The organism is Psittacicella hinzii (assembly GCF_003585885.1).
In the GTDB taxonomy this organism is placed as follows: Bacteria; Pseudomonadota; Gammaproteobacteria; order Enterobacterales; family Psittacicellaceae; genus Psittacicella.
In genome coordinates this window covers 1-13,706 of record NZ_NRHC01000076.1, presented here as the reverse complement: position 1 = coordinate 13,706, position 13,706 = coordinate 1, and the positions used below count along the sequence as shown (strand labels likewise).

Genomic DNA, 13,706 nt, shown 5'->3' with positions numbered 1-13,706 from the left:
TGGTATAGACTTCAAAAGCAGCAATGGAGGCAATATATGAATGTATATCAAGAATTCTTTAACCAGTATGATTTTGACATTAGAAAATCCAGAGACGCTAGATGGATAGATCAAAAATGCACGTATGATGTAGTCTCAATCATTGCTGATTGTATAGTTGAATACTTAGAGAACTCTCCGAACAAAGAATTTACTGTATCTGATATCTGGCATAGTGAATACGCAAGGGAAAACGTAATCTCCATTTTCTCTAAGCCAGATCCTAGCTTAAAAGCTACGAATGAGTATGACAAATATTTTGGACAGCCAATAAAACTGCTAGGATATAGTCACGTTCTCAATGTTAGAAAAGTAAATAACCGATACTTCTACTCCATAAATAATCAAGAAATCCTCGAGAAAATCGCTTTACGACCAACCAATGCTCTAAATTTCTTATATGAATATATTTGTAAGGTACTAACTGATAGTGAACTAATGCCTATATTTAATAATTTCTTTGAAGTTCAAACTAAGGAATCCTACCAAGAAGTTGTAAATAAATTTGTCGCTTTCACTATTGAAAATACAAATATAAATAAAAGAACAGAGTGCGGAAGAATTTTTACCAAGGTTATTAATCCATTAGCTTTCAAATTACAAAAGCTTGGAACCAAAAAAGGACGCATATCCAAACTCCCTATTACGTTAAGCGACTTACAGTACAATCGTTTTAACTGGAGAGATGAGTTAAGTGGTAAAAGTAAATCAATAACTAGAGCTGAACACGAACAAACCACATCTCAACAACAGATCAAGGCCCTAGCTGACTATACAATCAACAAAGCAAAAAATGCAGTGCGTAAATTTAATGCTAAATATAACGATAGCAACCCTGAAGTGAAGCAAAAATCAGAATTAGTAAAGGCTACTCAAGTTCATCATATTTTTGCCCAAGCTGATTACCCTAGCATTGCAGACTTTCTTGAGAACTTGATTATGCTTACGCCAAATCAACATTTTACAATGGCGCATCCAAATAATAATAATACGCAGTATATAGATAGAGATTTCCAGTACATCTGTCTAATTGCTAAGGCAACAACGATTTACCAAAGTTTAACCTCTCCAAGTACTGAAAAGTTTTATAACTTTGACAACTACAAAATAGTTCTCAATACAGGTTTAGAAACAGAAGAGTTTTCAGAAGTTGCGCATCTCGATTTTGCAAATCTTATTAACAAAATTGATAGCTTTTACTGTAGCCCAGAAAACAATAAGTACAAATCCCTTATTAAGGACAATAAACCAAAACTTGATTAAGTCTCTTTTTAAATTCTTACTAGCAAAAGCTAGTGTAGCAGAACAAGAAAAACGCCTCATCATCATTTGACACCTCTCGCACAATTTGATCTCTAAGCAATTTTGCACATAAAAAAGATCGTCTCACGTTATAATAAAGTAAAAAATAAGTTAGGATTATCTGCAAACAGTTGCAGATAATCCCTTTACCCATGAGAACAACTTCATAAGAGGCAACTATAATGTGTGATAACAAAAACCATAATCATACTCTAGAGGAATTAGAAGCAGGCGTTAAAGAGCAACTAGAAGAAGTTGCTGAGCTTCTTAATGAAGGAGCAGAAGAAGAGCAACTTCCTTACCACGATATCGTACCTACAGAAAAAACCTTTTCATCTAACCAAGAAATTGAATACATTCCGTTACTTATTAAATCTTTAGAAGACATTCGTAACGCACCAGATAGTACTTTATCATGTGAGTTCTTAGAACTACAAGAAGTAGTAAGACAATTTAGAAAGTCGTTCAAAGCTACTTTACTTGACCATCCAAAAATATGTGAGTGCCACGTTGAAGGTGCTATCTTCTCATGGGCATGCTACAACGAACTAGATGGTTTCCCTATCTTCATTGACACTTTAAAAGTTCTTTCTGAGGAAGAAGAAAATGGCGATTTAGAGCCATGGTTAACCCAAGAGTTCCTTGATCAGTGTCAAAGCTTAAGAAGAGCTATGGTTGAATTCATTGAACTGCGTGGGGAAAACTTCAAGGCTTACAACCTTTTACAATCTTTCCTTGATCTTGAATCGGAAGAAAAAGGTGAGCCTATGTCAATTCTGCACCTAATGTCAGAATTCTTCTATAGTTTCATGTCTTATACTTATGCGACGCTTGAGCTTGATTACGATAGCTTAACACCAGCACAACAAGAAACATTTGGTGACTTTGTACAATTTATTCAAATGTTTACTCAAGAAACAGACATCACTTCTTACTTATACATTCGTCAAATGTTCAACGATCCGCATCAAGTTGAGTTCTTTAACCTAGAGTTCGACTTAGAAAGCGTATTCCCGAACAATTTACAAGCTCACGTTTTAATGGCACAAATTGCAGTAGAAGCTTACATTAAAGGCATTGAGTACAATTCAAACATTCTTGACTTTACTAACTACTTCTTCCCTGCAAGAGTTATTCGTGAAAAAGTTTATCAATCATAAATCATAGTTAAAGCTCTGGTTCGCCAGAGCTTTCTTTTTAAAATAATTATTAACTTTTTGCGCTATTTGCTAAAATATAAGTGATTAAAATTACTATATACAGGAAGAAATAATTTTATGCACTTTGCCAAAATGCACGCTCTAGGTAATGACTTTATGGTGATTGAATCTCTCACCCAAAAAGTTTACCTCAACCCAAAAACCATCTGTGCGCTGGCAGATCGCCATCGTGGCATTGGCTTTGATCAATTGTTACTTATTGAGCCTCCTTATGATCCTGATACAGACTTCCACTATCGTATCTTTAATGCTGATGGTAGTGAAGTAAATCAGTGTGGTAACGGAGCACGTTGCTTTGCTCTATACGTAACTACCCAAGGATTAACTAATAAAAACGACGTAATTGTTACTACTAACAATGGTCGTATGATCCTAAGCGTTGATCGTAGCACAGTACGCGTAAACATGGGCGCGCCAATTTGGGAACCACACAAAATCCCATTTACAGCTAGAGGACGTGAACATCACTATATGATCCCAACTGACAAAGGAGTACAACTTTGTGGAGTGGTTAGTATGGGGAATCCTCACTGTGTTATTACGGTAGATAACATCAACACTGCCGATGTAACCGGAATCGGTCCTTTAGTAGAAAACCACCAACGCTTCCCTGAACGTACTAATGTGCCGTTTATGCAAGTAGTTTCACCAACCGAAGTTTATGTTCGTGTTTGGGAAAGAGGCGCAGGTGAAACCCAAGCTTGTGGTTCAGGTTGCTGTGGTGCGGTTGCTGTAGGGATTTTACAAGGAAATCTCGCTCCAGGTAAACCAATTACAGTGCACACCAAAGGTGGCGATCTAACCATTGAATGGAGTGGTAAAGAAGATGAACCTCTTTTCATGACAGGTCCTGCTTCATTTGTCTTTACTGGCAAAATTAACTCTGCTACCATTCGTCAAATTCGCGCTAATTATTTAGCCCAATTAGAGCGTGAACAAAACTTTGCAAAAACAGAAGAGCTCCCGCAATAAGGAGCTCATTCTAATAAAATTTAAGCAATTTCTGAAAAAAACCGTATAATGATATTCATGTACTCTTATACCAAAAAAGGTTTCTATAGGTAAGCATTTCTTCAAACTTTTTGCTTGCTAGCTCACAAGCTAGCGCAGCCAAAAAGTGGAAATTTTTACCTATAGTTAGCTTGGTGTAAGACCCCTTAGTAATTCCTTTAAAAAGGAGAAATTAATGTCTCACTATGACCAAACGCAAGAGAATGTAGCAGACACCGAATTGTCTCAGCTCGAAGAAAAACTGCAATATAAATTTAATAATATTCACCATCTTCGTGTAGCTACAACTCACTCTAGCTTTTGTAATAACGAAAACTACGAACGTTATGAGTTTCTTGGGGATAGCATTGTTAACTTTGTTATAGGGAAATATCTCTTTAACACCATCAAAGATGTGGATGAAGGCGCACTTACCAAAATGCGCTCTGCCCTTATTTGTGGTAGTTCACTTTGTAGTATCGCACGTCGTTTAAACCTTGGTTACTACATTCGCCTTGCCAAAGGCGAAATTCAAAACAATGGACGTTCACGTGATTCTATTTTAGAAGACACAGTTGAAGCAATTTGTGCAGCTATCTACTTAGATTCAGGTTCTTTTGAAGTAACTGAAAAAGTAGTGCTTGAAATCTTTGCTGATCTTTTACAACAAAAAGATGCTTTTAAAAGTGGTTACCGTGATCCAAAAACTTTACTACAAGAGATTATCCAAGAACTCTTTAAAAACAAACCAACTTACAATCTTCTCCGTACCGAGGGGAAATCACACAATCAAACTTTCTACTCTGAATGCGTAATTGAAGAGTTAAACTTACGTACCCCTGGAGTAGGCAAAAATAAACGTAAAGCTGAACAGGAAGCAGCTAGTTTAATGATTCGCAAGCTCCGCGAATCTCAAGCTTTAAGCCAAGAACAATTAAATAAAATTACCCATATTTAATGGCTAGCAATCTTCCCAGCATAACTAACCCTTGCCGCTAGTCATAGCGGCTCTTTTTCCTTGTAAAATATCTATGACAGCAAATCAAGAACAAGCAACTCGCTGTGGTTATATTGGTATCGTTGGTCGTCCTAACGTAGGTAAATCAACTCTAATGAATGCTCTTTTAGGGCAAAAGATTGCTATTACTTCATCAAAACCACAGACAACTCGTCATCGTATCCTTGGTATTTTGACTGAAAACAACAGTCAGTTAATCTTTGTTGATAGCCCTGGGATCCATTTAAAAGAAACTACGCAAATGAACAAAGTAATGAACCGTACTGCAAGTTCAGTACTTGCAAACGTAGATGTGCTTTACTTTGTCGTTGAAGGAACTAAATGGACTGAAGAAGATGATTTAGTTCTAGCAAAATTAAAACAACAAAAATCTCCAGTTATTCTGGTATTAAACAAAGTAGATCAAATTGCCGATAAAGGTAAACTTTTACCTTACATGCAAGAAATGACAGAAAAATATCCGTGGACGGATATGATTCCTATTTCAGCAGAAAAAAATGTAAACCTTGATAAACTAGTTGAACTTACAGGTAAATACTTACCTCTAGGTGAGTTCCACTATGATGAAGATCAAGTTACGGATAAAGGTGGTCGTTTTATGGCTGCTGAATTCATTCGTGAAAAACTAATGCGTCTTCTTGGTGATGAGTTACCTTATTCTACCAGCGTAGAAATTGAGCGTTTTACCATGACTCCAAGAGGTATCAATATCGACGCTGTAATCCTCGTTGATCGTGATGGACAAAAACGCATTATTATCGGTAAAAATGGTGAAAAAATTAAGCGTATAGGTACAGAAGCTCGTATTGACCTAGCTAAAGTTTTAGAGCGCCCAGTGAATATGAATCTTTGGGTTAAAGTGAAAAAAGGCTGGTCTGATGATATCCGTGCATTACGCTCTTTAGGTTATTTAGACAATTAATATGCAAAAACGTAAATTAACCCGTGCCGAAGCAAATGAATTATCTTGGGCACTAAAAAAGAAGAAAAAACGCACAGGTAACGCTTCAGGCTCACGCTCAAATCCAAATAGCACAGTGCACGCCCAAGCTAAACAGGACAACCAAGCAAAAGCAAACCAACCTGCGCGCGCAATTCCTATTTACATTCCAGGACGTGATAAACCTCTAGTAAATGAGAAGTTACAAGCGTTAAACGAACAAGCCCAAGAACAAGAGCAACTTGATCTTGAGCAAAGCCAAGACATGGTAATGATAAATGGTCAGCTTGTTAGTGCCCAAAACCTCCAATCTAAAGGCAAAAACAAAACTTCTCATAAACAAGCAGCAAGCTCTCAAGATAAAGCTGGTCAAGATAAAGCCTCAGCTAAATTAAAACTTGGGAAAGCGCAATTACGTATGCTAGAAAAAGCTGGCGTTGAACCTGGTAAGGAAGAAGAATTCTTTGCCCAACTAGCTGCAGAGAAAAAATCTCGCAAGTCTAGCAAAAACGTAGCACCACAACAAGCGGAAAAAGAAGATCGTCGTATTAAATCACGCGATTATAAAGCTGGTCGTAACACTGACTATAGCGCAACTCAAGCACAAGCTGAAAAACTGCTAGCAACCAAGAAAACCAAGAAAAAAGAGAAACTTTCTGGAGACGAATTACTCGATCTTTGGGAAAACACTCAATGGTAAGGAGGAAACTACATGGAAGTTTCACACCTTACTCTTTACTTAGTTGCTTTTTGTGCGCTAATCTTTATCCTCTTAACAATTTTATTAATCCTTTGGTTTAAAATTGTTAAAAAAAGAGTTGAGCGTCAAATTGCGTTAGAAAAACTTGAGAAAGAAAAGCAAGCACAGGCAGAAGAATATGCCGATAAAGGTGTAAACTACTGGCGTGCTTCGGACAATAAGTAACTTAAGTAGGTAACCAACCTTATATTCTAAACCAGTAAAGTTACCAACCTAAATCGAGTTTACCTAAAGTAGCAATCTAAGTAAACTTAATTGCTTAATTGCTTAATTACTAGAATTACAAATTCTAACCATGATAAAGGACTGAAAGTAAAACTTTCAGTCCTTTACTTATGTATGCTTCTTAATGCTTACGTACATACGCTTACGTACGCTTACGTTGCTTACGCACTCCACTATTAGCATAGGCTAATACTAGCTAAACCTCATAACCAGGTTTACGCAGTAACTTATCTAATCTTGGTTTGATTTCAACTGCAACTACTTCTTCTTGCCAAGTTGCTGGATCATACTCAACATAGTCAATTGAAATAGATTGATCTGTAGCATTTAGTTGCTCTTTGATCACTTGGGTTACAGCTTCTTCTAGCTTAGCTAGTTGTTCAGCTGATAAGTTTCTTGGAAAAGCTTTAATTGTAATGTGAGGCATTTTTGTCTCCAGAGATTTAATAATCTTTTGCTTGTTATTATAGCACTTTAGTCCAGTAATAAATGGCAAACGGAGAAGGTAATAGCAAATTAAAGACAACAGCAAAGCAAGCCAAACTGAGCTGTCCCGCAACTATGTTACCTGAAAACTGTAAATCATACTTCCCATCTTATCTTTTCTCATCTAGCCTCCCATTGCCACCTATTGCCTCCTAAGAAAATGATCAACTTTTGATCAAAAAATTACAGCAACAACAAATTACAGACAAATCTTTTTTACAGTAAAATTGAGACATGCTCAATAAAAAATAAAGCTGTGATTTTTACGCCTCAACAAAAACGTGCATAGATCACATTTTAGAGAAAAATCAACAGATATGGAGGAAAATAGGATTACAATATTAATAAGCGATATAGTCGATCTTTTTAATTTTTTCCATACAATTAGTTAAACCCCTAATTAGAAACACAACAGGAAAGCAAACCTTAAGCCCTCAGTTCAACTAGATATTTAAGGTTACTTTCCTGTTTTTTGCAAACTTAAAACACAAACTAAAAAATGACAATTTAAACCACAAACACTAACTTAAAACACAAACTAACAATGACAATTAAACCACAAACCAAAATTAAAGCTATAGACTACAAGCTTTACCAACTGGTTTATACTCTAGGGATAGAGCTTTGTCCCCTAGCCAAAGCTACCTTAGACTATTTTAACCGTGATGAGCTCCCCGGAGATATAGCTTACTATCAAAGAGCTTCTTGGTTTTGTTTGTATCTCCGTAGTATGCAAGGCGTCAAACAGGGACAACTAGAATCTTTAGATCTTGAACTCTGTCTGACTATGTTTGACTATCTCTACTTGCTAAGTAAACTTGAGCCAGCGCAAACACGGCAAAAGTCCAGCTTTGCAGAGGTCGAAGCTGAGCAACCTCCTCAAGTAGACAGTAACGCAAAGACGGAAGTAAATGATCTGCCACAAACTAGAGCCTCGCCTCGCGCTAGACAGATGTATCCTTACTTCTTAGAAAATGCTTATGAAAACAATACGCAAAGCAAGCTCGGCAATCTAGGCAATCGAGATCAATTAAACGAGCAAGGAGAACTAAGCGAGCAAGGAGAAAACAGCAAACTAAGTAAACAAACACCAATTAGCCAGAGCCAACAGAGAACCTCTCTGCTTCCTCTAGATGAGCAAGAATTCTACTTAGACTTACTGTTCTTTGACTACAAAAGTCACGAACCAGCTAGTCAGGTTTTTGAATTCATGCCACAATTTAACTACTTGAATCCGCAGGGTAAAACTTACCTCAAACGTTTAGCTCTTAGTGCAATGAGCTTAGTGAGCAAAGAGAACTTTGCCACCAATGACACCAAGAGCATTCTCAAAAATATTTATAAATTCTTATTACGCTTTCATCACCTAGGCGTTAGCGTGGGGCTAACTCTAGCTAGTCTAGACTATTTCCTCGGTAATAACTCACAAAACGAAGCTATTGATTGTTTTTGTAATTTAGGTGATAATAACTTGTATCAAGTCAGCTTAACTTGGTTACAACAAGTAGATGAACAAGGATATTCTCTGACTCCTTTAAATGATATCGCTTGGCAATTTTGCCAATCAGAGCTAAGTGCAAAAGAATTTATTAAGTTGAAAAATATCAGAGCCAACTTTTTAATTCGTCATTACCAAGCATATCTCGCTAATCATCTATTAAGCCCTTGACCTTGATATATCCAAATTTCTTCCAAAGTTACTCCAGAGATATTTACTTCCGTAAATAAGTAACCCTGTTCTCATTGAGAGCATTTCCTGAGAAGAAAGTAAGTGGGGAGCTAGGTTTACCTAGCTCCTTTTTGCCTGCTCAAATTTCTCGAAAATTACTGACACAAAAAATCCCCGCTGATAGTTAGCGGGGATCAAATGTATTTGATATTTTGTAATTAAACTTATGTACTGCTTTTTAGTTGCAATACCTAAGTTATTGCGAAGTTTTATTTCTTCAGTTTCCGAAGTTTTATTGCTTTGCAAAGCTTTATTTCTTCGGTTTTGCGAAGATAGTAAAGATACGTTTAATTGAACCTAATAACCCTTTACTTTCTTTTACCGCTTTTTCATCTTTAGCTTGCGCTTTCTTACTTTCTTTACCATTAGCTTCTTTAGCTTTGTTGTATTCATTAATACGAGCTAAAGCAACTTTATTCGGTTTTATATCAAAAGTTTCGTAAGCGTATTTAAGATGGAAAATAGCATCTTTATCTAAAGAATTAATGTAGTCTTTAGCATCTTGTAAATTCATTAAGCTAGATTGAGCACGCTTAGTTAAATCTGAGATTTTTGTCTCTAGTTTCTTCACGTTATTCTTCATTGTATTAACGCTCATTCTGAGACTATCTCTTTCTTTACCTAAAGTAGCTTTTTCTTCATTACTGCCGGTAAATTTCTTCAGGTCAGCAATGGCTTTAGCTAATTTCTCTTCTTGCTTAACTAGTTTATTTTCTGCTTTAGACAACTGGCGTAAGAAGTTTTTATGGTTCGTTGAGAAGCTTACTAGGTTTTTAAAGTCCTTATCTATTGGAGATTCTTTGGCTTTAGAAGTATCTTTAGCTTTATCAGCTTTCTCCGCTTTGCTAGCTTTATCAGCTTTTTCAGCTTTACTTCCTTTACCTTTGTCTGCTCCTTTAGATTCAGATTTACCTTTGTTATCACTTTCTTTACTTGCCTTAGTTTCAGCTTTAGATTCAGCTTTAGCATCTGCTTTGTTGTCAGCTTTGCTGTCAACTGCTTGAGCTTTGCTTGCCTTGTCTTTAGCTTTTGCTTTAGTAGAGCCAACTTCAACGTTAGCTTTCGCTTCTGCTGGAAGTTTGTCTTCTAAAGTTGTTACTAATTCAGTTAGTTTAGCGACACGCGCTTCTTCAGCTTTAACTTTATCTTTCCAAACTTTTAAGCCTTTATGGATTTCATCTTGCTGGTTTTGGGCTTTAACAAACTGACGCGAGAACTTAGCAAAGTTAACTTGGTTTTTAGTTTTTAAACACTTGATTAACTCTAATATCTTGTTCGCTTTAGATTGTTCAAGCTTAGCATAGGCTAGTTTGTTATCTTCAAGATTGATTCTTGCGTTTAAGCTAGCTTCTTGCGCTTTAGACTCTTCGCATTGCGCTTCAAGTAATTCAATCTCGCTATTTAACGTACTTGTATTAACTTTCTTCCCTGCAAGTTTATCTTTTTCTAATAAGAGATCATCAATTGTTTTTGTTCTCTTACGTTGCAGTACTAAACTTTGACTTAAAGAGTTCTTCTGTTTAAGTACTTGATCAACTTTTTGGGAAGCTGTACGAGTAAATTGTTTACTATAGCTCGACACTTGGACAATTACTTCATTAAACTCTTGTGCGTTTAATTGCGCAAATTGACTGTACTCTGGTAAGTTGCCAGATTTGACGTCTTGCACTAGCTGGGTAGCTAAGCTAACTTCTTGACTAGCAATTTCCTGCGCTGCAGATTTTCTTGCTTCTTTGCTAGAAGTATTATCTGCTGAAGCACGAGTACTTGCATTTGCATCTTGATCTTGCGCAGTTGCTGAAGAACTTGCCGAAGAGCTTGCCGCATTACCAAAAGCCGAAGCAATATACATAGCAGCTTCATTCGAAGCTTTACGCGTCTGCATAAAGGCACGACTAGCTTGTTCAGAACGATAATTTAACACTGGAATCCCAGGCATATCATCTTCATCATCGTCTGCATATGCATCTTCTGCTTGCGCTTGAGTTTTAGCTTTGGCTTGTTCAGCTTTAGAGCCTTTATCTGCTACAGATGAGTTTGCGCTTTTCTCTAGTGCAGAAGTTTGAGCTTGAGTTTCTTCTCTAGCTTCTTCTTGTGCTTGAGCTTGCGTTTGCTCATCTGCTTGAGCTTTTTCTTGCTCTTGGGTAGCAGGAGCTGTTTGCTCAGCTTTCTCATGGCTAGCTTCTGCTTGCGAAGCTTTTGTTTGTGAAGCTTTTGTTTGTGAAGCTTCTGCATTTGTAGCTGATGCTACACTTGCATCTTCTTGCTCACTAACTTGATTAGCTTCTTCGGCTTGAGCTACCGCTTCAGCGATCTTCTCGGAAAGAATTTGCTCTTCAGGTGCTAGATGATCCATTGCTAGGCTTAGTTTGAAATCATGAGCTTGATACCAATCTTCACCTGCTGGTGGTTGTTCACCATTAGCAACTTGTTCTACTAACGCTAAGCGATCAATAGTGTACTCACCCTCTGTTTCACTTGTAACAGCTGGCGCTGACTCTTTTGCGTCTTGCTTACCTTGAGTTTGTGCTGTTGCAACTTGAGGTGCAACTTGAGGCGCTTGAGCAACTTGAGCTGTTTGAGCTGCTTGCTCTTGTGCTTTTGAGCTTACAGTCTCATTTACTTCGCTTGCCTCATTTGCTTCATTTGCTTCACTTGTCTCATTAACTTCACTAGAGTCTTTAGCCTCTAAGTTTAAGTTCCACGACGGATCAAAATCCACTAGTTCCACAAAGTTAGCTAAGTCAACCTCGGCACAAATCTCACGATCAAGCGTAACTGCTTGCGCTGAAAGTTTTTCTAAGTACGCACGGTTTTGTGCTGCTCTTTCTGGATAAGTAGTGGCAAACATCTTCGCACGCGCTGATAGACCTTGAAGATCTTGCGTAATTTCGTCAGCAAGAATTTGTTTTTCTTGTTCGATCTGTAACTCAAGTAACTTGTCGTTAAAGGCAATTAGTTGCTCAATCCCCTCTTGTCCTAAATTAATTCTCTCACGTAAGAAAGAAGTAAATTCTGGATAGTCTCTGAGATACTCAAATACCATTGCTAGAGTATTTACCGGAGTTCCCTCATGTGAGAATTGATTTGGTAATAAGCCAAGACGGAATAAACGACGACGTTGTGATTTTGACATATGGCTATGATCAAAGAGTTCACAACGTAAAGTTAGATCAAGCGCAAAAATTGCAATCTCGCTTTGTTTAACTGCAAAGATCTCACCAGTACCTGGATGTGGTCCAAAGAGTTCCGCCACCTTAGCATAAATACTTTCGTGACTTTGAATACTTGCAACACGCTCTTGGTAGTCTTTTAAGATTGAGTTAATGTTGGTTAAAACAACTTTAACTTCACCCTCGGCAGTTGTAACAAATAACGCTTCCGCAACACGAGCTGTTTCTGCTTCGCAGTCGAGCAGCTTACGATGTAAGCGACGAATGTCTTTAACTTTGAGATCTTTAAGTTTTTCGCTAGCAGCATTTGATTTCTCAACAATCTTGTCGACAACGTCGAGAAGATTGTCGTGTAAACCTAAATCTCTGTCCGTTGGGTAGTTTTGCATTAAAGCGTAAAGCTTACGCGATAGCACTACTTCATGCTGAGCATAGTTCATTTGCAAGTAGTGCTTGCGCTCTATGCTAGCTGCATAGTAATTAGCGTAAGCAATTTGATTATCGATTACGGTTAGAGCGTACTCGATAAACTTGCTAATTAAACCAGAGTTACGGCTATTAATCGCTTTTAACTTATTAATGCACTGCATAATAATGTTAATTGAGTGCGATGGACCACCAAATGGGTAGTTATCTTCAACTACCACCCAGAAATCTTGTAAGAAACGATTCTGTTGTTGGTTAATAGCTTGTAACGCTTGTCCTACTTCAATACAAGCACGGAAGTTGTTAAAACTACAATGCAGTTCATCAAGTTCTTCTTGACGATAAACTTCTTGGGTTAAATGCTGTTTTTGGAAATTAACTAAGAAGTCATAGCTTGCTTTGGCAGAGTCAATGGCAGCTTTTACTTCAGGTGAAGTAGGCTCTAAACCAGCTAAGTAGCTCGCTACGTTTTCCATACGTAGCTTTTCCACAAACGGGTTAGCTGTTTCAAACGCAGCTTCAAGTTTGGCATAAGCTTGAGCAAAATCTTCCAAGCAATTGCTAATACGGGTCGTAAACTCTTGAGTTTGCGGTAATTGCGCATAGTAAGCTGACAACTCTGGATTATGGTTAAAGTGTTTAACCCACTCTGGTGCCATATTTGGATGCGCAATTAACTCTTGCACTAGAGGCAAGGTTTGTAAAGCAAAAGCTTCTTGTTGCCCAAGATCTTTTTCTACTTGTGGTTCATTTACCGGTAACTGCACCGCACGGTTCAGTAACTTGTACTCGTTAATCGTTAAACCCGCAAAGTGGAAAAGATTTAACAGAAGTTTTACCACATCTTTATTTGGTAATAACCCAGGAGCAAAACTTTGATAGTCCTCAATGATTTGCTTTAAACTCGTGTAAGTAGCAAAAGGATTTGCCTCTGCAGTTGCACTTGTCTTGTTATCTTGAGAAACTTGCGTTGCTTGAGAAGCTTGAGAAGTTTTTTCTTCTTGAGCTACCTGTGCAACCTCTTGCTGAGGCGCAGAAGTCATTTGAGGTAGAACAAAATCCTCTGCTTCTAAACTTAAAGTTTGGGTTTCTTGTGCAGGAGTTTCTTGACTTTGCACAGGAGCTTGTTCAACTTGTGCTGAAGTTTGCTCTTCTTGCGCTGGCTCTTGTACCAGCTCTTGCTCTGCTAATTGCAGAGGCGCAAGACTTTCTTCGGTACTTACTAATGGCAGATCAAATTCAAAGCTTGCAGGTGTTTCACTTGGAACAACTTCTGCAGTTGCTTGTGTTGTTTGAGTACTTGCAGGAGAAGCTTCAGGATCTTGTCCTTGGGCAGTTGAGCTTACCTCGGTTTCTTTTTCTTCAACCTTTTGCTCAACTTTTTGCTCAGCTTTTTGC

The 13,706-nt window shown here is 37.6% G+C and carries 9 protein-coding genes and 1 pseudogene; 8 read left to right on the top strand and 2 right to left on the bottom strand.

The features are described 5' to 3' along the window. Positions 1–36 precede the first annotated feature (36 nt). The 7 genes and pseudogenes from CKF54_RS05995 to CKF54_RS05965 all read left to right on the top strand — a co-directional run bounded on the left by CKF54_RS05995 (position 37) and on the right by CKF54_RS05965 (position 6,434). Positions 37–1,302, top strand: a complete 1,266-nt coding sequence (locus CKF54_RS05995) for a restriction endonuclease (RefSeq protein WP_119525459.1) — start codon at positions 37–39, stop codon at positions 1,300–1,302. Positions 1,303–1,523: 221 nt separating this feature from the next. Next, the gene (locus tag CKF54_RS05990; RefSeq protein WP_119525458.1) at positions 1,524–2,501 is read left to right on the top strand and encodes a hypothetical protein; all 978 of its coding nucleotides are present in this window, start codon (positions 1,524–1,526) and stop codon (positions 2,499–2,501) included. 117 nt (positions 2,502–2,618) lie between these two features. Then, positions 2,619–3,434 (top strand): annotated as a pseudogene (gene dapF / locus CKF54_RS05985) (diaminopimelate epimerase); the annotation flags it as partial. A 313-nt stretch (positions 3,435–3,747) separates the two neighbouring features. Continuing rightward, entirely contained in the window at positions 3,748–4,509 is a 762-nt protein-coding gene (gene rnc / locus CKF54_RS05980) for a ribonuclease III (protein WP_119525456.1), read from the top strand. 73 nt (positions 4,510–4,582) lie between these two features. Continuing rightward, entirely contained in the window at positions 4,583–5,491 is a 909-nt protein-coding gene (gene era / locus CKF54_RS05975) for a GTPase Era (protein WP_119525455.1), read from the top strand. Position 5,492: 1 nt separating this feature from the next. Beyond that, the gene (locus tag CKF54_RS05970) at positions 5,493–6,209 is read left to right on the top strand and encodes a hypothetical protein (protein WP_119525454.1); all 717 of its coding nucleotides are present in this window, start codon (positions 5,493–5,495) and stop codon (positions 6,207–6,209) included. A 12-nt stretch (positions 6,210–6,221) separates the two neighbouring features. Then, complete coding sequence (locus tag CKF54_RS05965; RefSeq protein WP_119525453.1) at positions 6,222–6,434, top strand: hypothetical protein; 213 nt, start codon at positions 6,222–6,224, stop codon at positions 6,432–6,434. Positions 6,435–6,690: 256 nt separating this feature from the next. Here the strand turns inward: CKF54_RS05965 and pptA are convergent, their stop codons facing one another. Beyond that, entirely contained in the window at positions 6,691–6,921 is a 231-nt protein-coding gene (gene pptA / locus CKF54_RS05960) for a tautomerase PptA (RefSeq protein ID WP_119525452.1), read from the bottom strand. Positions 6,922–7,524: 603 nt separating this feature from the next. On the opposite strand from pptA, the gene CKF54_RS05955 reads away from it, so the two are divergent. After that, complete coding sequence (locus CKF54_RS05955) at positions 7,525–8,649, top strand: hypothetical protein (RefSeq protein ID WP_119525451.1); 1,125 nt, start codon at positions 7,525–7,527, stop codon at positions 8,647–8,649. A 310-nt stretch (positions 8,650–8,959) separates the two neighbouring features. Here CKF54_RS05955 and CKF54_RS08165 read toward each other — a convergent pair. After that, the coding region (locus CKF54_RS08165; RefSeq protein WP_222987538.1) for a hypothetical protein at positions 8,960–13,706 on the bottom strand (4,747 nt) is incomplete at its 5' end.

Excerpts from the sequence above, each read along its gene's own strand:
- CKF54_RS05965 (WP_119525453.1), top strand. The coding sequence starts at position 6,222 with ATGGAAGTTTCACACCTTACTCTTTACTTAGTTGCTTTTTGTGCGCTA.
- rnc (WP_119525456.1), top strand. The coding sequence starts at position 3,748 with ATGTCTCACTATGACCAAACGCAAGAGAATGTAGCAGACACCGAATTG.
- pptA (WP_119525452.1), bottom strand. The coding sequence starts at position 6,921 with ATGCCTCACATTACAATTAAAGCTTTTCCAAGAAACTTATCAGCTGAA.
- CKF54_RS05970 (WP_119525454.1), top strand. The coding sequence starts at position 5,493 with ATGCAAAAACGTAAATTAACCCGTGCCGAAGCAAATGAATTATCTTGG.
- CKF54_RS05955 (WP_119525451.1), top strand. The coding sequence starts at position 7,525 with ATGACAATTAAACCACAAACCAAAATTAAAGCTATAGACTACAAGCTT.
- CKF54_RS05990 (WP_119525458.1), top strand. The coding sequence starts at position 1,524 with ATGTGTGATAACAAAAACCATAATCATACTCTAGAGGAATTAGAAGCA.
- CKF54_RS05995 (WP_119525459.1), top strand. The coding sequence starts at position 37 with ATGAATGTATATCAAGAATTCTTTAACCAGTATGATTTTGACATTAGA.
- era (WP_119525455.1), top strand. The coding sequence starts at position 4,583 with ATGACAGCAAATCAAGAACAAGCAACTCGCTGTGGTTATATTGGTATC.